Below are 24106 nucleotides of genomic sequence, written 5' to 3' on the forward strand. Positions count from 1 at the left end.
GTAACAGATTGACGTTGCTAAACTCACATCATTGTAAGATCATTGTCAACCGGATAAGCAAGCTCGGTGACGAAAATGACTGAAACACCGACCGCACGCGCCAGCGAGACCCGCGTCCAGCGGCTGCAACGGCTGCGCCGCGCCGTCGAGACGAGCGGCGCACTGCATCTGAAGGACGCCGCAGAGTTGCTGAAGGTGTCGGAGATGACCGTTAGGCGCGACCTTGCCGGGCCCGAGGTGGCGCTCGCCCTGCTTGGCGGCTACGTCGTCAACGCGGCGTCGCCGACCGGGTTCAAGTACACATTCGAGCAGGAAATCGACCAGCATACGCAGGACAAGCGCCTCGCCTGCCGATCCGCAGCCGCCTCGATCAAGGAAGGTGACACCATCTTCATCGACTGCGGCACCACGATGCAATCGCTGGCGGATTGCCTGCCCGAGGACATGCCTCTCTCGGTGATCTGCTATTCGCTGAACGTCGCCTCGATCGTCACCCACCGTCCGGCGACGCAGGTGATGCTAATGGGCGGGCTCTACCATCCGTCGTCGCAGTCGTTCTCGTCAGATGACGGCCTGACCTATCTGCGGCGGCTCGGGGTCAACAAGGCTTTCATCTCGGCCGGCGGCTTGCACTGGACCCGCGGCGCGAGCTGCTCGAATTTTCACGAGGTCGCCGTCAAGCAGGCCGTCATCGCGACCGCGATGGAGAGCATCCTCGTGGTCGACGCCAGCAAGCTCGGCAGCCTCAAGCCGGCATCCTTCTCCGACGTCAGCTCGTTCTCACGGATCATCGTCGGTGGCTCGGTGTCGGCAGACACGCGCAAGCACTTCCGCGGCGTTCCGGTCGAATACGTGACCAGCTCAACCTGATCCGGACCGGGCCGGTTCGCCCGGATCAGGTCTGCTGAACGATGCGCGATCCCTTAGGACCCCGCATCGGTATCATATGTTCAATTGCAGGCGGGCTTCGCCTTGTTGCAGGCATCCGCCAGCTCGGCCGGCGGGTCTTTCTTGAACACGGTCTTGTAGGACTCCAGCACATTCGACTGCGTCACCGGCAGCGACTGCACACCGATCCAGCCGGGCGTTTCCTTGCCCAGCAGCGCATTCATCATCGCCATCGCCTCGGCGACGCCCTGATCATAGGGACGCTGCGAGCCGGTCGCCTTCAGCGGACCGCCCTTGGCAATTTCGATCGCCGATTGCAGGCCGAGGTCGACCGTCGTCATGGGAATATCGATGCCCTGGGCCCGCATCGAGCTCAACGTGTCGAGTGCCGACTGATCCCACACCGCGTACAGTCCCTTGACGTCGGGATTTCCGGTCAGGAAGTCGCCCGCGATCTGCGAGACCTTAGGCGGATCGGTAAAATCGACCTGCTTCATCTTGATGTCGGGCCGGTTTGCCTTCATCCACTCCCGCACGCCCTTGGTGCGCTCGTTGGTGCTGAAATAGTCGACGCCGAAATTGACGAGACCGATGGTGGCGCCCTGTGCCATGCAGGACGCCAGGATCTGTGCCGCAATCTGGCCATTGCCCTGGCTATCGGCCGAGACCATCGTCGCATATTCCTCCGGATGCTTCAGACCCGTCGGGATGCTGTCCATCAGCACGAGCTTGATGCCGGCTTTGGCGATCTTCTTGTAGGTCGGCGCGGTCGCGGTGAAATCGACCGGAATCGAAATGATGCCGTCCGGATGCTGCTGGATGGTGTTCTCGATATCGGCGATCTGCTTGTCCACCTGATATTCGGCGGATGCGACGCCCGTTACCGTCACGCCGTACTTCTTCAGCGTATCGGTGATGCCCTGAATCTGGAGCTGCGACCAGTCGAGGTTGACCGTCTGCATGGAGATGCCGACCTTGAAGTGCTTCTCCTTGACCTTCGCGGCGTCGGCCTCCGACAGCGCGAGCACCTCAGGGGAAGCCGCCTTCTCGCCGTGGGGGCCCTGGCCAACGATCGATTTCGGCCCAAGCGTTGCGAGATCGACGCCCTTGACGCAGGTCGCGGGCACTTCGGCGCGAGCCGCGGGGGCGATCGAGACGGCCGCGGCAGCAGCCATCAACACAGTCAAAGGCAAGGTTTGTCGCAAGATTGGTTTCATTGTTTCCTCCATTTTGGTCGCCGATTCACCGGAGGGCCAGCGACCTTGCCCCTACCCACGCAGCGCGATGAAACTAGTGCCTCATGCGCCACGCCTGACTTCGACTAGCGTTTCGTGAAAGCAACGGCGGCAACGATGATCGCGCCCTTGATCACGAGCTGCATCGGCGAGCTCACGCCGAGCAGAACAAGCCCGTTGTTGAGCGTGCCAATGATCAAGCTGCCGAACAGCGTCCCCAGGATGTAGCCGCGCCCGCCGAACAGGCTGCAGCCACCGAGGATCACCGCGGCGATGACGTCGAGCTCCATGCCCTGCACGACATCGGGCCGCGCCGCATGTGAACGCGCCGACAGCACCAGCGCCGCGAGGCCGGCCAGCGTGCCGGTCAGCACAAAGGCGGCAGTCGTGATCCGTTTGGTGTTGATGCCGGAATAGAGCGATTGCCGCCGACCGCGTAGATGCGACGGCCGAACACGTTGTAGTGCAGCAGCAGGATACCGACGATCATCGCCGCCAATGTCCAGGCGATCGGCACCGGAATGCCGAGGAACGTCCCTTCTCCGAAGATCGCGAAATAGGTCTCGTTGGTGATGATCACCGGCTTGGTGTTGGTCATCATCATCGCCAGTCCCCGCGCCATGCTCAGCGAGCCCAGCGTCACCAGGAACGACGGGATCGATAACTGCGTGGTCAGGATGCCATTGAGCAGCCCGACCAGAGCGCCAGTGCCGAGCCCGGCCACGGCGCCCACGATCCAGCTGTTGTTGATCTGGCTCATCGCGAGAGCGGCCGTCATGCCTGATAGCGCCAACGTCGAGGCAACCGACAGATCGATCTGACGCGCGATGATAGTGAAGGTCATGCCGACCGCGATGATCGATACCAGTGTGGTCTGGCGCCCGATATTCAGGAAATTGTCGACCGAGAGGAACCAGGGCGAGGACAGGCTGAACACGACCAGCAGGATCACGAAGGCGATGTACAGCATGTACGGCCGCTCGCCCCGCAGCAGAATCTGGAGAATCTTGCGGCGGCGATCGGATCGGGTCGACGAGGCGACCACGTTGGGAGCAGTCAGTTCGGTCATGCGGGAAGCTCTTGCAAGGGGCCCGGCCCTGAGGCTTGGTACATCTGGAGGAGATGATGCAGCTCTTCGGCATCATCGATCTCGCCACGCGAAAGCGTACGAGCCACACGCCCGTTGACGATCACGGAGATGCGGTCGCAGAGCTCGATCAATTCGACGAGATCGGACGAGACGACCAGGACCCCGCTGCCCTCGCGGACGGCATTCCAGATCACGGCATAGATTTCCTCGCGTGCGCCCACGTCGACGCCGACCGTCGGCTCGTCCAGGAGCAGCACGCGCGGCCGCGGATCATTCCATTTTCCGAACACGACCTTTTGCTGGTTGCCGCCGGAGAGTGTCCTGACCAGGCTGAACGCGCCCGGCGCTTTCACCGCGAGCCTGGCGACCGCGGTTTCCGCACGCCTGGCGGCGGCGCGTTGCTGCATCCAGCCCCAGCGCGAGAAATGGGGAATCCGCGGCAAGGTGACGTTTCGTTCGATCGAATGGTCAAGGACCAAACCCTGCACATGTCGGTCTTCCGGCACCAGCGCGATGCCCTGCTCGATCGCATCGGCAGGCCCTCTCGGCACCCATCGCCGGCCCTCGATCTCGATTGCGCCGCTCTCGAGCGGCCGGAGGCCAAACACCGTCTCCAGAATCTCCGTGCGTCCGCTGCCGATCAACCCGGCGAGGCCGTGGATCTCGCCCTTCAGCACGGAAAGTTCGACGTTGCGAAGCCGGTCGTTGGACACGTCCGACAGCGCCAGGACCGGCGACGGATCCAATTCACGCTTTGCGGCAGGTTCGGCGCGTGGACCTGTCGATGCCGATCGATCGGTTCCGACGATCGCGCTCACCAGCCGCGTCATGTCGGTCTCGGCGGTGACGAACGTGCCGGCGTTAGCGCCATCACGCAGCACCGTCACGCGCTGCGAGATCTCAAAGACCTCGTTGAGCCGATGGGTCACATAGATCACGCCGACGCCGCGGCGCGTCGCCTTCCCGATCGCATCGAACAGGATCCGAACCTCATCCGATGTCAGCGAGGAGGTCGGCTCATCGAGGATCAGAAGCCGAACCTCGCCCATCAGGGCCTTGGCGATCTCCGTCATCTGGCGATAGGCGAAAGGCAGCGAGCCGACAGTCGCACTCGTATCCAGGGGAATGCCGAGCTCCGTCAGGAACGCCTTGGCACTGGCCATCAGCGCGCGCTGCCGCACGAAGCCGAAACGCGCACGCGGCTCACGGCCGAGCAACAGATTGTCCGCGACGCTCAAGGATTCGACGAGGCTGAGGTCCTGATAGACGACGGCGATCCCCGCCTCGCGCGACTTCGCCGGGCTGTCGAATTCCACCGGCCTGCCGGCGATCTCGATCGTGCCGCTGTCGAGGACATGAACACCGCTGAGAATCTTGATCAGCGTGGATTTTCCCGCGCCATTCTCGCCCAGCAGCGCGTGCACCTCGCCCGCACGGACCTCGAGATTAACGTCGCGTAGCGCTCGCACGCCGCCAAAGCGCTTGTTGATGCCACTCACCATCACAAGCGAGGTCGACGGCCGAGGCTCTGCTGTACCCGAACCGGACAATTCCAAACCTTCCTCCCGTCGCCCTGCGAGACGCTGGTACGATGGTGACATATTGTTATTTTTGCAACTTATCGTGTTATAATTCTATCACCTCGGGCGACCTGTCAATGGCTGATCACGTCTTGAAGCCGGTTCGGATGACCCGCTGCAGCCACCGCGGCACGATTGCGACGCACCATTCAAAATGAGACTGCCCGTTAAACCGCACATGGCTCCGACGCGTGCGCCGCATCCGAGTTCGGTTAGCCTCCACCTCAAGAACCGTTGGTCTTGCAAAAACGCCGCACCGCGCGGCGGACGCGCGAGATGCGGTGAAAAACAGCGACAAGAACGCCCCAGGGAGGAGAGCAATGTTGAAAGGCAGTCTCGGACTGATCGCGTTGAGCAGCCTGTTGTTGTCGGGCACCGCCTTCGCGCAGGAGAAGATCAAGGTCGGCGTCACCGCGACGCTCGAAGGCACCTACACCGTCCTCGGCGAGGACGGCATCCGCGGCTTCCAGACGGCACTCAACGTGCTCGGCAAGAAGGTCGGCGACAAGGAGCTCGAATTCGTCATCGCCTCGACTGACGCGACGCCGGATTCTGCGGTTCGTGCGGTGCGAAAGCTGATCGAGCAGGACAAGGTGCAGATCCTGCTGTCGCCGCTGTCAGGTGACGAGGGCATTGCGGTCAAGAACTTTGCCAAGACCCATCCGGAGCTGACCTTCATCAACGCGGCCTCCGGCGCCCAGGAAACGACTTACGTCGATCCGGCCCCGAACTTCTTCCGCTACAATATGGACGGCGCGCAGTGGCAGGTTGGCCTCGGCAAATACGCCTATGATGAAAAGAAGTATCGCAAGATCGCGACCGTCGGCGAGGACTACTCCTTCATCTACACCCAGGTGTTCGGCCTCGTGCTCGAATTCTGCGGCGCCGGCGGACAGGTCACCAACCGGCAATGGGTGCCGCTTGGCACCAAGGATTTTGCCTCGGTCATCGCCGCCCTGCCCGACGACGTCGATGCGATCTATCTCGGTCTCGGCGGCGCGGACGCGGTCAACTTCCTCAACCAGTATCAGCAGGCGGGTGGCAAGGCGCATCTGATGGGCGGGTCGATCATGATCGACCAGACCATCCTGTCGTCCAAGGGCAACGCCAAGAACGCGCTGGTCGGCACGCTGGCCGCGAGCGGCCAGGCCGACACCTGGGAGGACCCGGGTTGGCAGAAGTTCGTGAAGGACTATCAGGACGCCTTCCCGCCGAACAAGCGCTTCCCGAGCCCGTCGCTGCTCGCGACCAACTATTATGGCTCGACCATGGCGCTGATCCTGGCGCTGCGTCAGGTCAATGGCGATCTCAGCGACAACCAGTCCAAGTACAAGGCTGCGCTCGCTAAGATCGAGCTCGATGCGCCCAACGGCAAGATCAAGCTCGACGCCAACCGGCAGGCGATCGGCACCAACTTCGTCACCGAAGTCGTCGACGACGGCAAGGGCGCGCTGTTCTCGAAGGTCGTGAAGGTGATCCCGAACGTGAACCAGACGCTGGGCTACGACCCCGCAGTGTTCGCCAAGATCGGTTTGCCAAGCCGTACAGTACCGGAATGTAAGAAGTACTGACGTAGTCGCGTTCGCGACGCCATGATTGACCGGGGAGAGATTTGCAAAGAGCGCGACAGGTGCGCCCTTGCATTCTCTCCCTGGTTGTTGAACGCTATTAAAAAAGACAAGAGCTTCTGGGAGGGAAGGCATGAGCCGGGCGCTCGCCGTCTTCCACGGCCGCTTTGGCCGGGCGACGGTCTATCAGTTGAACCGCCCCTTCAACATCCACGCGCATCGCGAAGGTCATTTGATCTTCCATGTCGGGGGGCGTCCTGCATGCATCGATGTCAACGATGGACGTTACGAGCTCACCGAAAGTTCCGTCGTCGCCGTCAATCCATGGGAGCCGCATAATTTCCTGCCGTCCGATCTCGACGGCGGCGCCGTCTTCTTTGTGCTTTATGTCAATGCGGAGTGGTTCGCGCCCGATGCGCCCGGCGCCGACCGCCTGCGCTTCGGCCGCACCCAGTTCACGCGGTCGGTAGCGCTGGACAAGCATATCAGGCACGCAGCCGCCCTTGTGTGCGGCGCACCCTCGCTGAATAGCCTCGATGGCGAGCTGAGAAGTCTGATCGACATCTGTTATGACGAGAGCTGGCAGCAGGCCGAACTCACGCGCGATCCACGCGCGAACGGCTCCGTCACCGATTTTCGCGTGCGCAAGTGCATCAAGATGATGTCGGAGAGCCCCGGCGCCGAAATCGAGCTCGATACCATCGCGCGCGAATCCGGCCTGTCGCGGCCGCATTTCTACCGGCTGTTCCGCACCCAGACCGGCGTTACCCCTCACCTCTATCTCAACACGCTGATGATGGAGCAGGCGCTCGAGGCGCTGGTAGCGAGCGAAGCGCCGATCGCCGATATCGGCTTCGATCTCGGCTTCTCCTCGCAGAGCGGTTTCACCCGCTTCTTCGCCGCCAATGTCGGGATGGCGCCGACCGATTATCGCCGCGCGGCCAAGGTTTTGCGCGGCTGACGAGCGCGCGAAAAGATACTCACGATCAAATGCGCTCCCGTGCATCCCATTAGGATGTGCGGAACGCGATCCCGACAAGAGGATCGCGATCGATAGGGAGCGTACGTTCATGGCAGGGCTTGCGGCCGGCAACGGTCTGCGTGCGACCTCGCCCCGCCAAAGGGACGAGGTGAAGCTATGACCCGCTTTGTCGAGCGCCATCCCGCGTGGGCACTGATCGTCATCATCGCTGTCGCAGTGGCGCTGTGGCTGATCTTCGCGGTATGGCCGCCGGGGCTTGAAGAGGCGATCGGCCGCAAGCGGGTGTTCCTCAACGCGGTCTTCAATGGCATCACGCTCGGCGGTCTCTATTTCCTCGTCGCCAGCGGCTTCACGCTGATCTTCGGCCTGATGCGCAACGTCAACCTCGCGCACGGCTCGCTCTATCTGTTCGGCGGCTATGTCGGCTACGCCATCAGCGCCTCGACCGGCTCCTGGATTCTCTCCTTCATCGCCGCCTTCGTCCTGACGGCGCTGGTCGGCGTCGTGCTTCAGGTCCTCGTCTTCCGCCGTATGGAGGGCCAGGACCTGCGCCAGACCATGGTGACGATCGGCCTCTCGATCGTGTTCGCCGATCTCATGCTGTGGGCCTGCGGCGGCGACTTCTATCAGATCCAGACACCGAACTGGCTGATTGGTCCGATCGAGCTGCCGCTGATCACCGCGGTGAAATCCTCGGGCGAGCCGGTGTACCTGCGCTATCCGCTGGTCCGGCTCGTAATTTTTCTGGCCTCCATGATTATCGGCATCGCGATGTGGCTCGCGCTCAACCGCACCCGGATCGGCATGATCATCCGCGCCGGCGTCGACGATCGAGACATCCTTGCCGCAACCGGCGTGCGCATCCAGATCGTCTTCGTTCTCGTCTTCGCGCTCGGCGCCGGGCTTGCCGGCATCGCAGGCGTCGTCGGCGGCACCTTCCAGTCACTCTCCCCCGGTGAGGACATCCGTTTCCTGCTCGCATCCCTCGTGGTCGTGATCGTCGGCGGCATGGGCTCGATACCCGGCGCCGCACTCGGCGCGCTGATCATCGGCCTCGCCGAGCAGCTCGGCTCGGTCTACATCCCGACCTACGCCATCGTCGTGACGTTCCTGATCATGGTGCTGGTGCTGGCGCTTCGGCCGCAGGGCCTGCTCGCGAGGCGCTGACATGTCCGTCACCCACGACGCTCGCATTCGGGTTCATAAGGCCGCCGCCACGGCACAGCGGCCGGCCGTGCGCGGCTGGCCCGATGTCAACAATCCCGCGGCCTGGATCGCGGCGGTCATCCTCCTGATCATGCCGCTGATCGCCAATGGCTTCTTCCTGATCGAGATCTTTGCGACCACGCTGATCCTCGGCACCATCGCGCTCAGCCTGATGTTCCTCGCCGGCTATGGCGGCATGGTCAGCCTGATGCAGCTCACCATCGCGGGCTTTGCAGCCTACATGGTCGCGGTGTTCGGGGTCAGTGGCAACGCGAATATCAGTCTCGGTTGGCCGTGGTGGTTGGCGGTGCCGATGGCGCTGACGCTCGCGACCATCTTCGGCACGCTCGGTGGCGCGCTCGCGGTACGCACCGAGGGCATCTACACCATCATGATCACGCTCGCGATCGGCGCGGCCTTCTACTACTTCACCAATCAGAACTGGGCCATCTTCAACGGCCACACCGGCATCAACAATGTCTCGACGCCGCATTTCTGGGGCGTCGACTGGCGCTGGGATATTCCCTTCTACTATGTCGCGCTCGCAGTCGCCGCAGCCTGCTACTGCGCCGTCGACTACATCTCGCGCGCGCCGTTCGGCCTGGCGCTGCAGGGCGTGCGCGACAATCCACGCCGCATGGCCGCGCTCGGCTTCAACGTCAATGCGCACCGCGTCGCGGCCTATGCGGTGGCGTCCTTCATCGCAGGCCTCGCCGGCGTGCTCCAGGTCTGGAACTACCGCCAGATCTCGCCGGGCTCGGTCAGCGTCGGCGCCTGCATCGACATTCTCATCATCGCCGTCGTCGGCGGCATTTCCCGCCCGGTCGGTCCCTACATCGGCGCACTCGTCTTCGTCCTTCTGCGCACGTTTGCGCTCGACTTCCTGGTCAAGATCGGGCTCGACGGCAACCGCTTCCGGCTGCTGATCGGCCTCGGCTTCCTCGCCATCGTGTTCTGGTCGTCGGACGGTGTGATCGGCCTGTGGCAGCGCTGGCGCCAGAGCCATCGTCCCCCGTCGGATCGCCCAGGCGGAGGACGCGGCCATGGATAGTGTCGCCCATCGCCTCTCCGCCGTCGGCGCCGGTGCAGCACTCGAGCTGCGCGGCGTCACCCGGCTGTTCGGCGCGCTGGCGGCGCTGACCGACATCACTATCACCGTGCGCCCCGGCGAGCGGCGCGCCGTGCTCGGCTCCAACGGCGCCGGCAAGACCACGCTGTTCAACTGCATCACTGGCGACTTCCCGCCGACATCGGGCACGATCCGCTTCTTCGGCGAGGACGTTACGCACTTCCCGCCCTATGAGCGCATCCGCCGCGGGCTGAGGCGGACCTATCAGATCTCAGCGCTGTTCCCCGGCCTCACCGTCCAGGATAATGTCTACCTCGCCTGCCGTGGCGTCTCGCGCGGGCGTTTCTCGTTCCTGCGTCCCGGGCAGAACGATGCGCTGATGCATGCGGCCGACGGTCTGGTGCAAGCCGTGCACCTCACCGCGGTGAAGGATCAGCGCGTCGCCGAGCTCGCGCATGGCCAGCAGCGCCAGCTCGAAATCGCGCTGGCGCTCGCTGGCGCCCCCCGGTTCGTGCTGTTCGACGAGCCGGCTGCCGGCCTCTCACCGACCGAGCGGGCCGAGCTGGTCGAGATCCTGACCTCGCTGCCGGCGCATATCGGCTACATCATCATCGAGCACGACATGGACGTGGCGCTGCGCGTCGTCGAGAGCGTGACGATGATGCACAACGGCCGCATCTTCAAGGAAGGCGTGCCGGAGGAGATCCAGTCCGACCCCGAAGTGCAGGAGCTTTATCTCGGAGCCGGTCATGAGTGAGGTCCGCCGCTCCGCCGCCGCGCTCGAGGTCCGGGGCCTCGACGTCTATTATGGCCATTCGCACGCACTGCAGGGTGTCGACCTCTCGCTCGATGCCGGCGTGTTCTCCGTCGTCGGCCGCAACGGCATGGGCAAGACCACGCTGTGCAAGGCGATCATGGGCCTGGTACCGGTCAGTGGCGGCTCGATCCGCGTCCGCGGCGAGGATATCACACGGCGCCCGCCCGCGCATATCGCGCGGCTCGGCGTCGGCTATGTGCCGCAGGGCCGCCGGCTCTGGCGCTCGCTCAGCGTCGACGAGCATCTGCGGCTTGCCGGCGGCATGCGCTCTGGCGCCTGGACGGTCGAGCGCATCTACGACACCTTCCCGCGGCTCGCCGAACGCAAAGACCATGGCGGCGGCCAGCTCTCGGGAGGCGAGCAGCAGATGCTCGCAATCTCGCGCGCGCTGCTGACGAATCCACAGCTGCTGATCATGGACGAGCCGACCGAAGGGCTTGCGCCTGTCATCGTCGCCCAGGTCGAGGAAATGCTGTTGCAGCTCGGCGAGGACGGCGACATGTCCGTGCTCGTGATCGAGCAGAACATCGGCGTCGCCACCGCGATCTCGCGCAATGTCGCGATCATGGTCAACGGCCGCATCAACCGCATCATCGACTCTGGTCGCCTGTCCGCCGACCGCGAGCTGCAGCAGCGCCTGCTCGGCGTCGGGCTGCACGCCGAGCTTACGCCAGATATCGACGTGCCGGCGGCGGGCGCCGAAGCGAAAGCTTCCCCCCAGCCCGTGCGGCCAAGCGGGCCGGTCCGCATCTACATCTCGAACCCCGTCCCGCCGACGCGCTGGTCGCAACCGGTTCCGATCGGACGTATCGAGGCGGCGGCGCGGACGCTGTCGACCCAGGTCGCGCGCCTCGACGAAACCGCACGCCGCAAGCGCGAGCCGGCGACGGCGCAAACGTCGGGACCGCCGGTCGTGCTGGTTGTCGGCACGCTCGACACCAAGGGGACGGAACTCCGCTTCATTCGCGACATCATTGCCGAGAGCGGACTGCGCACGCGGCTGGTCGACGTCTCCACCAGTGGCAAGCACGGAACCTGCGATGTCTCGGCGCAGGAAATCGCGCTGAACCACGGTCGCGGCGGCTCGGCCGTGTTCGGCCCGGACCGCGGTGCTGCAGTCACCGCGATGGCCGACGCGTTCGCCAATTGGATCAAGCGGCAGGGCAATATTGCCGGCGTGATTTCCGCTGGCGGCTCGGGTGCGGCATCGCTGGTCGCGCCTGGCATGCGTACCCTCCCCGTCGGCGTGCCAAAGCTGATCATATCCTCGGTCGCGTCCGGTGACGTCGCGCCCTATGTCGGCCCCGCCGACATCACGATGATGTACTCTGTCACCGACGTGCAGGGCGTCAATTCGATCTCGCGCGCGGTGCTGTCGAACGGTGCCAACGCGATCGTCGGCATGGTCAAGGCCCGCCTCGACCAGCGCGAGCCCAAAGAGCGAGCGGCGAGCGCCGGGCTGCCGTCAGTCGGCATCACCATGTTCGGCGTCACCACGCCGGCGGTGCAGAAGATCGCGGCCGATCTGCGCGACGATTTCGAATGCCTCGTCTTCCACGCCACCGGTGTCGGCGGCCGCTCGATGGAGAAGCTGGTCGACTCCGGCCAAATCGCCGGCCTCATCGATCTCACCACCACCGAGATCTGCGACCTCCTGATGGGCGGCGTATTTCCGGCGACGGAGGATCGCTTCGGCGCGATCATCCGCACCCGCGTGCCCTATATCGGCTCGGTCGGCGCACTCGACATGGTCAATTTCGGCGCACCCGACACTATCCCCGAGCGCTATCGCGGCCGCAAATTCCACGTCCACAATCCGCAGGTGACCTTGATGCGGACCACCGTGGAGGAGAACGAGCGCATGGGCCGCTGGATCGGAGAGCGACTCAACCAGATGGACGGACCGGTGCGCTTCTTCCTGCCCGAGGGCGGCGTTTCCGCGCTCGATGCCCGCGGCCAGCCGTTCTGGGATGGCGAGGCCGACGGCGCCCTGTTCCGCACGCTGGAGCGCACGGTGCGTTCGACAGGCAACCGCCAACTGATCCGCGTCAAGCAGAACATCAACGATCCCGAGTTCGCCTCGATCATCACGGCTGCGTTCCGAACGCTGTTCGGCCGCGGCGGGGCGCGCCGGAGACTAGCGAGGTGACCGATGGCCCGGTTTGAACGCGCACCCCTGTTAAGACGGTTTCGCGAGATGGCGAAACGCGGCGAGCCGATCGTCGGCGGCGGCGCCGGCACCGGCCTGTCGGCCAAATGCGAGGAAGCAGGCGGCGTCGATCTCATCGTGATCTATAATTCCGGCCGCTACCGCATGGCCGGTCGCGGCTCGCTTGCGGGCCTGATGCCCTATGGCGATGCCAACGCCATTGTGCTGGAGATGGCCGGCGAAGTGCTGCCCGTGGTCAGCAAGACGCCGGTGCTCGCGGGCGTCAACGGCACCGATCCATTCCGCGACATGGATGTGTTCCTCGACCAGCTCAAGGCACTCGGCTTTGCCGGCGTGCAGAACTTTCCGACCGTCGGCCTGATCGACGGCGTGTTCCGCGCCAATCTCGAAGAGACCGGCATGTCCTACGCACTGGAGATCGACATGATCGCCAAGGCGCGCGAGAAGGACCTGCTGACGACGCCCTACGTCTTCAGCGAAAAGGAAGCCGCCGCGATGGCGATCGCCGGCGCCGATATCATCGTCTGCCACCTCGGGCTCACCACCGGCGGCACGATCGGCGCCCAGACCGCGCCCAAGCTGAAAGACTGCCCGGCGCGTATCGACACCTGGGCCTCGGCCGCGCTCAGCGTCAATCCCGACATTCTGGTGCTCGCCCATGGCGGTCCGATCGCGGATCCCGCGGATGCCGACTTCATCATGAAGAACACCCGCTACTGCCACGGCTTCTATGGCGCCTCCTCGATGGAGCGGCTGCCGGTGGAGCGGGCATTGACGGACCAGGTACGAAAATTCAAGGCGATCGGAACGCGATAACGCCTGCAGGATTGAGGGAGAGAAACATGTCAGGGATCCTAGTCGGCGAGCTCATCCTCTGGCTGATCGTCGCGATCGTCGTGATCGTGGTTGGCGTCTACATCGTCAACTGGCTCTATCACCGCTCCTCCAAGGAGGTGTCGTTCGTCCGGACCGGCTTCCTCGGCGAACGCGTGGTGATCAATGGCGGCGCCTTCGTGCTGCCCTTCATCCATGACTACACACCGGTCAACATGAACGTGCTGCCGATGGGCATCGTACGCTCTCGGCAAGACGCGGTAATCACCCGCGACCGCATGCGCGTCGATATCGAGGCCGACTTCTATGTCAGGGTTCAGGCCACGCGCGAAGCCGTGTCGATCGCGGCTGCGACTCTCGGCCGCCGCACCATGGAGCCGGAGCAGCTCCATGCGCTCCTCGCCGGCAAGTTCATTTCCGCGATCCGCTCGGTCGCATCCGAAATGACCCTCGAGGAGATGCATGAACGGCGCGGCGACTATGTCGCACGCGTCAAGACAAATGCGGCCGAAGCGCTCGCCCAGAACGGCCTTGAGCTGGAATCCGTCGCAATCACCGATCTCGACCAGACCGACCTCGAGTTCTTCAACCCGTCGAACCGGTTCGATGCCGAAGGCCTGACGCGACTGATGGAGGACATCGAGGCCAAACGTAAGGCGCGCAACGACATCGAGCAGGACTCGATGATCAAGATCCGCACCCGCAATCTGGAGGCAGAGCGACAGGCGCTCGACATCGAGCGCGAGAGCGAGACCGCTCGGCTGGAGCAGGAACGCGACATCGAGATGCGCCGCGCGCTCCAGCGCACTGAAGTGGCCCGCGAACGCGCGTTGCGCGAGACTGAGGCCGAGCAGGCCCAGATCTCGGCGCGCGAAGCCATCGAACGCTCCCGGATCGCCAACGAGCAGGCAATTGCCGAGGCGCGCATCGCCTCCGAACGCGAGACCCGCCAGAAGGAGATCGAGCGCACCCGCACCATCGAGGAGAAGGAGCTGCTGGCGCGCGAGGAGATCGAAAAGACCCGGATCGCCAACCAGCGCTCGATCGACACGACGCGGATTGCCTCCGAACGCGAGGTGCGCCAGCGCGAGATCGAGCGGATGCGCACCGTCGAGGAAGCCGAGATCGCCGCGCGCGAAGCGATCGAGAAAGCCCGGATCCAGCAGGACCGCGTCGTCACCGACGCCCGCATCGCCAACGAGGAGGAGACGCGGCGCCGCGAGATCGAGCGCACCCGCGCCGTCGACGAGGCCGAGATCGCCGCCCGTGAAGCCACCGAGAAGGCGCGCATCGCCCAGACGCTGGTCGTCAATGTCGAGCGCATCTCCTCGGACGAGCGCACCCGCGCATTGGAGATCCAGCAGCTTCGCACCATCCAGGAGGCCGAGATCGAGGCGCAGCGCGCCGTCGAGGCGGCCCGCATTGCGCGCGAGCGGACGCTCGCCGCCGAGCGCATCGCCGCCGAGCAGAGCACGCGCCAGCTCGAGATCGAGCGCAACCAGACCCTCGAAGTCGCCGGCATTGCCGCACGGGAGACCACCGAGGCTTCGCGCATCGCACAGGAAGAGCGCGTCCGCTCGCTGGAGATCGCCCGCAACCGCGCCGTCGAGGAGGCCGACATCGCCTCTCGCGAGGCGATCGAGGCCGCCCGCATCGCCCAGGAGAAGGCCGTCGCAGCCGAGCGCATCCAGGCCGAGCGCGACACACGCTCGCTCGAAATCGAGCGGACCGGCATCTTGGAGGCGGCCGAGCTGAAGCGGCGCGACGCCATCGAGCGCCAGCGCATTACCGTCGATCTTGCGCTCGAAGCCGAACGGATCAACTCGTCCAAGAAGCGCGAGGTGCTCAATATCGAACAGAAGAAAGCGATCGAGATCGCCGACGAAGACCGCGTCATCGCTCTCTCTGCCAAGAAGTCCGAGCGGATTGATGCCGACCGCCAGGTCCGGCAGGCCGAGATTGTCGCCCGGAAAGAGGTCGAGACCACCGACGTCTCCCGCGAGCAGGCGCTCGAAGCCGCCCGCCTCGAGCGCCGCCGCGCGATCGAGCAGTTGGAGGTCGCCCGCGTCCAGTCGCTGCAGGAGGCCGAGATTGCCGCCCGCGAAGAGGTCGAGCGCGCGCGCATTTCCTCCGACCGCGGCCTGGACGAGGCCCGCATCGGCCGCGAGCGCGAGCTGCGCAAGCTCGAAGTCAACCGCGAGAAGGAAGTCGAGACCGTCCTGATGGAGAAGGCGATCGCGATCCATCAGAAGTCGCTGGAGGAGTCGGCTGCCAAGGCGATGGCGGAGGAAGCGCGGATGCGGGCCACCGAAGCGACCGAGCGCGTCATCACCGCGCGCGAGAGCGAGATCGCCAAGCGGCGCAGGACCGTCGAGGTGATGATCGCCGAGAAGCAAGCCGAGGAGACGCGGATTGCCGCGGAAGCCGAGCGTGTGCGCGCCGCCGTCGAGGCCGAAGCGCAGCGGATGCTCAACGAGGCCGAGAACGTGCTCACCGACCAGGCGCGCTACTCGCTGTTCCGCAGAAAACTGCTCGACCGTATCGAGGGCATCGTGCGCGAGAGCGTCAAGCCGATGGAGAAGATCGAGGGCATCCGCATCCTCCAGGTCGACGGCCTCAACGGCAATGGCCATAGCGGCAATGGCGGCCGCAGCGCCACCGACGAGGTAATCGACTCGGCGCTGCGCTACCGTGTGCAGGCACCGCTGATCGACTCCCTGCTCGCCGACATCGGCGTCGAGGGCGGCAGCCTGGCAAAAATGCCGGGCCTGATCCGCGAGGCCCGCGACATGCAGGGCATCAAGGAGTCCGCGCGCAAAGGGGGCGGTGGCGGCGACAAGCCGGCGGCGTCTCCGCCCGCGGCCGAGGGCGGCGGCGAGCCGCCGGCCGAGCGCGGTCCGCGGAAGAAGAGCTGAGGTCGCCCCATGCCCCGCGTCTACGTCTCTACAGTCGTCAACGCGCGCAACGACCGCGTCTGGGCGCGCGTGCGCGATTTCAACGGACTGCCGAACTGGCACCCGGCGATCGCCGAAAGCCGCATCGAGGGCGGCGAGCCCGCCGACAAGATCGGCTGTGTCAGGGACTTTCGCCTGCGCAACGGCGACCGCATCCGCGAGAAGCTGCTCGGGCTCTCCGACTACGACATGTTCTGCACCTACTCGATCCTGGAATCCCCGATGGGCGTCGAGAACTACGTCGCGACCTTGCGGCTGACGCCCGTCACCGATGGCGACCAGACCTTTGTGGAATGGACCGCCGAGTTCGACTGCGCGCCGGAGCGGGAGACCGAACTCGTCGGCAATATCGGCGGCGGTGTATTCCAGGGTGGGTTCGATGCCCTGAAGCGCGTGTTCGGAGGTTGATCCGTGCCGCATATCGTCAAGAGCACGATCCTGGACGCGCCGACCGATGCAGCGTGGGCCATGCTGCGCGACTTCAACGGGCACGACCGCTGGCATCCAGCGGTCGCGACCTCGTCGATCGAGCGTGCGCACGCCTCCGACAAGATCGGCTGCATCAGGCGTTTCAAGCTCAAGGACGGCGCCGAGCTGCGCGAGCAATTGCTGGCGTTGTCCGACCTTGAGCAGAGCTTCAGCTACTGCCTGCTCGATACGCCGATCCCGATGTTCAACTACGTCGCCCACGTCCGCCTGCTGCCGGTCACCGACGGGGATCGCACATTCTGGCACTGGGAGTCGCGCTTCACGACCAAACCCGAAGACCGCGACCGCATCACGCACATGGTCGCCGAAGACATTTATCAGGCCGGGTTCGAAGCAATCCGCCGGCATCTGAAGGAGGCCGCCTAGATGGCCGTGACAGTGAAGACTTTCGCCAGTGCCAGCGAGGCGGCCGGCGCGCTGTCCTCGGACCGCACGGCGCGTTATCTCGGCGGCGGCACGCTGGTGATGCGGGCGCTGAACGAGGGCGATGTGTCGATCTCGACCGTCGTCCGCGCCCAGGACCAGGCGTTGACCCGGATCGATGCCTCCGCCCCGCGCATCACGCTCGGCGCCGGCGTCACGTTCGCGCGGGTCCTCGCAGAGCGGGACCTTGCCTTCCTGCATGCCCCGGCCCGCTCGATCGGCGGCCCCGCCGTGCGCAACATGGGGACTGTCGGCGGCAATCTCTTCGCCCCGAACCCGTATGGCGATTTCACCGTCGCGCTGCTGGCGCTTGACGCCACCGTGGCCGTGCAAGGCGGCTTCGGCTCGCGCGACATCCCGATCGAGGAGTTTTTGCAGGCGCGCGAGCGACAGGCCGGGACATTGGTTTTGTCGGTCTCCTGCACCCGGCCGGCAAGCAGTGAAGCATTTCGCTATCGCAAGATCGCGCGCATCAAACCGAAGGGCGGTTCCGTCATGACGCTGGCCGCGCATCTGCCGATCAGCGGCGGCCGGATCGCAGGCGCCCGGATCGCGTTGGGCTCGATGGCACCGACCCAGATCCGTGCCCGCGCTGCCGAGCGGGCGCTGGAGGGCCGCTCGCTGGATGCTGCGACCATTGCGGCGGCCGCATCCGCCGCCATCGAAGGAACATCGCCCTCCGACAATGCGCTCGGCAGCGCCTGGTATCGCCGCGAGGTCGTCGGCGTGCATCTCCGTCGGCTGCTGTCGGGACAGGAATAGAGCATCATGTCCAAAATCCCCCTGCAATTTCGTCACAATGGTCGCGATGTCGCGATCTTCGTCGATGGCGGCACCAATCTCCTGGTCGCGCTGCGCGAGCTGATCGGCGACATGACACCGAAATTCGGCTGCGGCCAGGGCGGCTGCGGCACCTGCAGCGTGCTGATCGACGGCGAGCTTCATCTCTCCTGCCTGACGCTGGCGGAGACGGTTGCTGGCCGCTCCATCGAAACACTCGACGGCATGAAGCAGGGCCCGAACCTGCATCCGCTCCAGCGCGCCTTCGCCGACCATTTCGCGGCCCAATGCGGCTACTGCACCCCGGGTATGCTGATGGCCGCAAAAGCCCTGCTCGACCGCAATGCGTCGCCAAGCCGCGACGAGGTCATCGAGGCCATCTCCGGCAACATCTGCCGCTGCACCGGCTACGAGCCGATCATCAATGCCATCCTCGCCGCCACCGGCGGCCGGGTCAGCGCGTAAGGGAACGCGACCATGCTGGAACTTCGCAAGGACATTTTCGCCGACGAGCGTGACGATAATCTGAACGAAATTGGCAAAGGCACGCAGCGTCAGGACATGCTCGGCCATGTCACGGGCACGTCGAGCTATTTCAACGACCACAAGCTCCAAGGCATGCTGCACTTGAAGGTCGTGCGTTCGACCCAGTCCCATGCACGGATTCGTCGCATCGACACCACGGAGGCCGAGCGCTCGGCCGGCGTGCGCCGGATCATTCGCGGCGCCGACGTGCCGGTCAATCTCAACACGCTCCTGAGCCTGATCAATTTCGGCAAGGACGACGAGCCGTCGCTCGCGGTCGACAAGGTCCGCTACAAGGGCGAGCCGATCGTCGCGATCGTTGCCGACAGCGAGCGCGAGGCCTTTGAGGCGGTCGCAAAGGTCAAGATCGATTACGAGCCATTGCCGGCGGTGTTCGACGTCGAGGACGCGCTGAAGCCCGGCGCGCCCGTGGTCAACGAGACCTATCCCAAGAACACGTTCACCTATCACGAGACCTACGATCACCAAAAACTGCGCTTCGGCGATGCCGACGCGGCGCTGGCGACCGCCGATCACGTGCTGGAGCAGCGCTACCAGATGTCGCCGATCGAGCACGCCCCGACCGAGACCAATGGTGCGATCGCGGCGCCCGACACCAACGGCCGTTATCTGGTCTACACCTCGACCCAGGCGCTGTTCTTCTCGGTCGACACCTGCGCCAAGATCCTGGACGTTCCGTCCAACACCTTCCACTTCATCGGCGGCACCGTCGGCGGCGGCTTTGGCGGCAAGGTCGACACGTTGACCGAGCCGCTCGCCATTCTCGGCGCGATGCTGACCGGGCGGCCCGTTCGCTACGTGTTCGGGCGCGAAGAGGAGATGCAATACGGCCCGCCGCGCGGCGCCGAGCGCATCTACATCAAGGACGGCGTGATGCGCGACGGCCGCATCGTCGCGCGCAAGATCCGCGCCTATTTCGACAGCGGCGCCTACACACGACTGTCCAGCTACGCGGCGGTGAAATGTGCAGCGCATCTGCCGGGTCCCTACACCATCCCGAACGTCTATGGCGACGTCTACTGCGTCTTCACCAACCGCACGCCGGCGACCGCCATGCGCGGTTTCGGCGTAACCGCGATGGACTTTGCGATCGAGTGCCAGATGGACAAGCTCGCGCACCTCGTGAACATGGACCCGATGGAGTTCCGGATCCTCAACGCCTATCGCGATGGCGACATGAAGGCGCACCGGCGCGAGGCCAAGAACACCGCGCTGATCGAATGCGTCCAAGTCGCGGCGGAGAAAGCCAAGTGGCCGCTCCGCGAGGAGTTCAAGCGAGCATCCTCGCGCAAGGACGGCGGCGGCAGCCGCGCCGTCATCCCGCCGACCCCGACGGATTCTTCGCGCGCGCGGCCCACCGCTCCGGCACAGCAGCGCACCAGCTATGACCGGCTTCCGCCCACCGTCACCCGCGAACCGCCGCGCGAGCCGCCACCACCTGCTCCACCGCCACCGCCCTCGCCGCGGCCGACCGCACCCTCGCATGGCGCGACCCGTTTCTCCTCCGTCTTTGGCACCAGGAGGCGCTAGATGACCCGGCATCGCGGACGCGGCATCGCGTCGATCAACTATCCCATCGGCATGAATCTCGGCGGCGACCCCAGCCAGGCGCTGGTGCATTCCAACCCGAGCGGCAAGTTTACGGTCGCGCTGTCGTCCATCGATCTCGGCCAGGGCATGAAGTCGGTGACGCGGCAGATCTGCGCGGAGACGCTGGGCGTGCCCGTCGAGGACGTCTATGTCGACACCGCGGATTCCGACACCGGCCCGCATTGCATGGGCTCGTTCGCTTCGCGGGGAACGCATCGCGTCGGCAATGCCGTGATGGCGGCGGCCCGCGAGGCTCGCGGCGTCATGATGGAAGCCGCAGCCGAGGAACTCGAGGTCAACGCCGCCGATCTCGAAACGGACGGACGCGGCAACATCCACGTCAAGGGCGCGCCGCACCGCTCGATCTCGACCAAGGACGTTGCGATCGCCGCCCAGTTCAAGCAGGGCAAGACCATCTCGGGCCGCGGCATCTTTCTGGTGCCGCTCTCCGAGGTCAATCCGGAGACCGGCGAGATGTCGCCGGCCACCTGCTACGCCCATGCCTGCCTCGTCGCCGAGGTCGATGTCGACGACGAAACCGGCGAGGTCGAGATGGTGCGGATGGACTCGGCCTATGAGCTCGGCCGCGCGCTCAATCCACGTCTCGTCGAGCAGCAGCTCGTCGGCGGCGCGTGGATGGGCATCAGCCACGCGCTGTATGAGACGACGGAGCCTCACTATCCCGAGGCCGTTCACGGCCCGCGCGATTTCGTCGAATATCTGATGCCCGGTCCCGGCGACATCTGCCCGCACGACATTGCCGTGCTGGAGCGCCCTGCCCCTGACGGCCCCTTCGGCGCCAAGGGTCCCGGCGAGATGTGCGCCAACCCGGTGCTGCCCGCCGTTGCGAACGCGATCTTCAACGCAGTCGGCGTGCGCATCGACGATCTGCCGATTACGCCTGAAAAGGTGCTGCGTGCGATCAAGGCCCAGGGCGGCGCCCGGCCGCAGGCGCGGCGCTAGAGGTTTTGGTTCATGGCGGTCCGCACCAACATCGTCGGCATCGACAGCCCGGAGGCGCTGGAGAGAGCGCTGCGCGCGGCCTATTACCTCGCCGACGGGGGCCTCGCGACGGCCGCCTATCTCGGACTTGCGCTCGGCAAGCCGCTGCTGCTCGAGGGCGCACCGGGTGTCGGCAAGACGGAAGCGGCAAAGGCCATCGCCGCCGTGCTCGGCCGCCGGTTGATCCGCCTGCAATGCTATGAAGGCATCGACGCCTCCGCGGCGCTCTACGAATGGAACTATCCGCGCCAGATGCTCGCGATCCGTCAAGCCGGCGACGAGAGCATCGATATCTATGGCGAGGCGTTTTTGATCGAACGGCCGATGCTCGCCTCGCTGCGTGCACCAGACTCGACCGTGCTGCTGATCGACGAAATCGACCGTGCCGACCAGGAATTCGAGGCCTTCCTGCTCGAATTTCTGTCCGACTTCCAGATCTCGATCCCCGAGCGCGGCACCGTGCGCGCCGCCGAGCGACCCGTCGTCGTGCTGACGTCGAACCGGACGCGCGACCTGCACGAAGCCTTGCGCCGCCGTTGTGTCTACCACTGGATCGACTATCCCACAGAAGAGCGCGAGGCGCGCATCGTCATGCTGCGAGCCTCCAGTGTGGCCGAAGCGACCGCACGCGCCGTCGTCGCAGCCGTCGGCAAGCTCCGGCGCGAGCCGCTCACCAAGGCGCCGGGCATCGCCGAAGCCGTCGACTGGGCCGAAGCCGCGACACTCCTGAACAAGGGCGGCGCGCGCTGGCCCGACGCCTTCAAGCGCTCGATCGGCGTGGCACTCAAGGATGAGGAGGACCTGCACTTCATCTCGCCCCGGCTCGACGCCCTGCTCGCGGAGGCAACCGCATGAGCACCGAGCCCGGGCTTCCGCGCGCCGCGCGCATCTTCGTTTCCTTCGTTACGCTCTTGCGCGCCAACAGCTTTGCTGTCGCCCCGGAGCAGACCACCGCGTTCCTCACCGCGATCGAGCTGCTCGGCCCGCGCGACTTGGGGGATATCAGGCAGGCGGCACTGGCCACCCTCGCCCCGCGGCCCGAGCGCCGCGCGACTTTTGACCGCCTGTTCGACCTCCACTTCCGCGGCAGCGAGGCGATCGAACATGCCGACGACGGCGAGGACGACGAAACCGTCCGGCTCCAGGAGGAAGGCCGCGGCGACGAGGAGCCGCTGCTCTCCGACGACGCCAATGAATCCGGCCTCACTGCCACCCGCACCGAGGCGTTGGTCGAGCGCCGCTTCGCCCAGCTCTCTACAACCGACGCGCTGCGCCGCCTGTCGCGTGAGGCTCCCCGGCGCCTGCCGCGACGGCGCGGCCATCGCCGCATGCGCGCCCGCCGCGGACCGTTTTCCGACCTGCGCCGCACCTTGCGCGACTCTGTTCGAAGCGATGGCGAGATCTTGCGGCTCGGGCACATGAAGCGGCGCCAGCGCCCACGGAAGTTCCTGCTGCTGATCGACGTCTCCGGCTCGATGAAGAGCCGTACCGAGGACAACATGAAGCTGGCGCATGCGCTGGTGCAGGCCGCGCCCAATGTCGAGGTCTTCACCTTCGGCACGCGGCTGACCCGCGTCACCCGCGCGTTGCGGCTGAAGCGGCGCGAGCAGGCGCTGAACGCAGCCGCGCATCTCGTCAGCGACTGGGACGGCGGCACCCGCATCGGCGATGCACTGCAGGCCTTCCTCGCAGTGCCGCGGTTCGGCGGGTACGCGCGCGGAGCGGCCGTGGTTGTCGTGTCCGACGGACTTGAGCGCGGCGAGCCCGACGCGCTGCGCGACGCGGTGGCCAAGCTCTCGCGGCGTGCCTGGCGCGTCAGCTGGCTGACGCCGCTCGCGGCGGGCCCGGGCTTCCGCCCGCAGACCGAAGCGCTCATCGCCATCGAGCGGTTCGTCGACGATCTCGTCGACGGCGGATCGAGCGCGTCGATCGTCGCGCATGTGCTGGCATTGGGACGAAGGAGAGTTGCGTGACCGAGATTGTCGACGGGCATCATCATATCTGGCGGCAGGCCGACCTGCCCTGGCTGGTCGGCCCGATGCAGCCCCGCATCTTCGGACCCTACGAGGCGATCCGGCGCGACTATCCGCTTTCCGAATATCTCGCCGACCTCAAGGGCAGCGGCGTCACCCGCTCGGTGTATGTTCAGACCAACTGGGCCAACGACCGTTTCGAGGACGAAGCCGCCTGGGTGCAGCAGACCGCCAACGAGCATGGCTGGCCGCACGCCATCGTCGCCTACGCCAATTTCGCGGTGGACGACGTCCGCCCACAGCTCGACCGCCTGAAACGCTATCCGCTGGTGCGCGGCGTGCGCATGCAGCTGCACTGGCACGAGAACCCGCTCTATCGCTTCGCCACAAAGCCAGATCTCTGCGTCGATCCCATGGTCCGCCGCAACATTGCGCATCTCGCCGACTACGGCTGGACGTTCGATCTCCAGGTCTTCACGCCGCAGATGCCGGATGCAGTGCTGCTCGCCGAATCCTGCCCCAAGGTGACCTTCATCCTTCAGCATGCCGGCATGCTCGAAGATCCTTCGCCGGCGGGACGCGCGGCCTGGCGTGCCGGGATGGCCCGGCTCGCGACGTGTCCGAACGTGGTCTCCAAGCTGTCCGGGCTCGGCACCTTCATCCACCGCAACGATCCCGCGCATGTCGCCGCCGTGCTCACTGATACCGTCGCGATCTTCGGCGCCGAGCGCTGCCTGTTCGGCTCCAATTTCCCGATCGAGAAATTGTGGACCAGCTATCGCGAGCTCGTTGACGCCTTTCGCGCGGCGGCCGCACCGCTGAGTGCCGCGCAGCAGGACGCGATCTTCCGGACCGCCGCGACGCGCGTCTATCGGCTTTAACAGACAAGAACAGGACAGGGAGCGAAACG

General features: G+C 65.4%; 20 protein-coding genes and 1 pseudogene. 18 read left to right on the forward strand and 3 right to left on the reverse strand.

Annotated elements, in window-relative coordinates; genetic code table 11:
- Nucleotides 1-75: 75 nt before the first annotated feature.
- Nucleotides 76-870, forward strand: a complete 795-nt coding sequence (locus tag JJC00_RS25620; RefSeq protein ID WP_200468652.1) for a DeoR/GlpR family DNA-binding transcription regulator — start codon at nt 76-78, stop codon at nt 868-870.
- A gap of 80 nt (nt 871-950) precedes the next feature.
- Here JJC00_RS25620 and JJC00_RS25625 read toward each other — a convergent pair whose 3' ends face one another.
- The 3 genes and pseudogenes from JJC00_RS25625 to JJC00_RS25635 form a co-directional block, all read right to left on the reverse strand.
- A complete protein-coding gene (locus tag JJC00_RS25625; RefSeq protein WP_246773919.1) occupies nt 951-2063 on the reverse strand; it encodes a substrate-binding domain-containing protein in 1113 nt (370 codons plus the stop codon).
- Nucleotides 2064-2209: 146 nt separating this feature from the next.
- Nucleotides 2210-3192: pseudogene (locus JJC00_RS25630) on the reverse strand (ABC transporter permease).
- Entirely contained in the window at nt 3189-4715 is a 1527-nt protein-coding gene (locus tag JJC00_RS25635; RefSeq protein ID WP_200468654.1) for a sugar ABC transporter ATP-binding protein, read from the reverse strand. The pseudogene JJC00_RS25630 and the gene JJC00_RS25635 overlap by 4 nt, the downstream one beginning before the upstream one ends.
- A 398-nt stretch (nt 4716-5113) precedes the next feature.
- Between JJC00_RS25635 and JJC00_RS25640 the strand changes: the two genes are divergently transcribed.
- The 17 genes from JJC00_RS25640 (at nt 5114) to JJC00_RS25720 (ending at nt 24077) form a co-directional block, all read left to right on the forward strand.
- Nucleotides 5114-6364, forward strand: coding sequence for an ABC transporter substrate-binding protein (locus JJC00_RS25640; protein WP_200468655.1), 1251 nt, complete (start codon nt 5114-5116; stop codon nt 6362-6364).
- A 130-nt stretch (nt 6365-6494) separates the two neighbouring features.
- Entirely contained in the window at nt 6495-7322 is an 828-nt protein-coding gene (locus JJC00_RS25645) for an AraC family transcriptional regulator (protein WP_200468656.1), read from the forward strand.
- Nucleotides 7323-7499: 177 nt separating this feature from the next.
- Nucleotides 7500-8510 carry a branched-chain amino acid ABC transporter permease gene (locus tag JJC00_RS25650; protein ID WP_200468657.1) on the forward strand — a complete coding sequence of 337 codons (1011 nt, stop codon included), beginning with the start codon at nt 7500-7502 and terminating at the stop codon, nt 8508-8510.
- Nucleotide 8511: 1 nt separating this feature from the next.
- The gene (locus JJC00_RS25655; protein ID WP_200468658.1) at nt 8512-9600 is read left to right on the forward strand and encodes a branched-chain amino acid ABC transporter permease; all 1089 of its coding nucleotides are present in this window, start codon (nt 8512-8514) and stop codon (nt 9598-9600) included.
- Nucleotides 9593-10375 (forward strand): ABC transporter ATP-binding protein, encoded by a 783-nt coding sequence (locus JJC00_RS25660; protein WP_200468659.1) that lies wholly within the window; start codon nt 9593-9595, stop codon nt 10373-10375. The genes JJC00_RS25655 and JJC00_RS25660 overlap by 8 nt, the downstream gene beginning before the upstream one ends.
- Complete coding sequence (locus tag JJC00_RS25665; protein WP_200468660.1) at nt 10368-12584, forward strand: ABC transporter permease; 2217 nt, start codon at nt 10368-10370, stop codon at nt 12582-12584. Before JJC00_RS25660 ends, JJC00_RS25665 begins: the two co-directional genes overlap by 8 nt.
- A gap of 3 nt (nt 12585-12587) precedes the next feature.
- Nucleotides 12588-13421: a phosphoenolpyruvate hydrolase family protein gene (locus JJC00_RS25670; protein WP_200468661.1), complete on the forward strand. Its 834-nt coding sequence runs from the start codon at nt 12588-12590 to the stop codon at nt 13419-13421.
- Between the two features lie 26 nt (nt 13422-13447).
- Nucleotides 13448-16354, forward strand: a complete 2907-nt coding sequence (locus JJC00_RS25675; protein WP_200468662.1) for a flotillin family protein — start codon at nt 13448-13450, stop codon at nt 16352-16354.
- Between the two features lie 9 nt (nt 16355-16363).
- Nucleotides 16364-16801, forward strand: coding sequence for an SRPBCC family protein (locus JJC00_RS25680; RefSeq protein ID WP_200468663.1), 438 nt, complete (start codon nt 16364-16366; stop codon nt 16799-16801).
- Between the two features lie 3 nt (nt 16802-16804).
- The gene (locus JJC00_RS25685) at nt 16805-17248 is read left to right on the forward strand and encodes an SRPBCC family protein (RefSeq protein WP_200468664.1); all 444 of its coding nucleotides are present in this window, start codon (nt 16805-16807) and stop codon (nt 17246-17248) included.
- Entirely contained in the window at nt 17249-18067 is an 819-nt protein-coding gene (locus tag JJC00_RS25690) for an FAD binding domain-containing protein (protein WP_200468665.1), read from the forward strand.
- Nucleotides 18068-18073: 6 nt separating this feature from the next.
- Nucleotides 18074-18550, forward strand: coding sequence for a (2Fe-2S)-binding protein (locus JJC00_RS25695; protein WP_200468666.1), 477 nt, complete (start codon nt 18074-18076; stop codon nt 18548-18550).
- A 12-nt stretch (nt 18551-18562) separates the two neighbouring features.
- A complete protein-coding gene (locus JJC00_RS25700) occupies nt 18563-20161 on the forward strand; it encodes a xanthine dehydrogenase family protein molybdopterin-binding subunit (protein WP_200468667.1) in 1599 nt (532 codons plus the stop codon).
- On the forward strand, nt 20162-21184 hold the full coding sequence (locus JJC00_RS25705; protein ID WP_200468668.1) for a xanthine dehydrogenase family protein molybdopterin-binding subunit: 1023 nt from the start codon (nt 20162-20164) through the stop codon (nt 21182-21184).
- A 12-nt stretch (nt 21185-21196) separates the two neighbouring features.
- A complete protein-coding gene (locus tag JJC00_RS25710; protein WP_200468669.1) occupies nt 21197-22078 on the forward strand; it encodes an AAA family ATPase in 882 nt (293 codons plus the stop codon).
- Nucleotides 22075-23196: a vWA domain-containing protein gene (locus tag JJC00_RS25715; RefSeq protein WP_200468670.1), complete on the forward strand. Its 1122-nt coding sequence runs from the start codon at nt 22075-22077 to the stop codon at nt 23194-23196. The genes JJC00_RS25710 and JJC00_RS25715 overlap by 4 nt, the downstream gene beginning before the upstream one ends.
- On the forward strand, nt 23193-24077 hold the full coding sequence (locus tag JJC00_RS25720) for an amidohydrolase family protein (RefSeq protein WP_200468671.1): 885 nt from the start codon (nt 23193-23195) through the stop codon (nt 24075-24077). Before JJC00_RS25715 ends, JJC00_RS25720 begins: the two co-directional genes overlap by 4 nt.
- Nucleotides 24078-24106: the final 29 nt, after the last annotated feature.

The organism is Bradyrhizobium diazoefficiens, from assembly GCF_016616885.1.
GTDB lineage: Bacteria > Pseudomonadota > Alphaproteobacteria > Rhizobiales > Xanthobacteraceae > Bradyrhizobium > Bradyrhizobium diazoefficiens_F.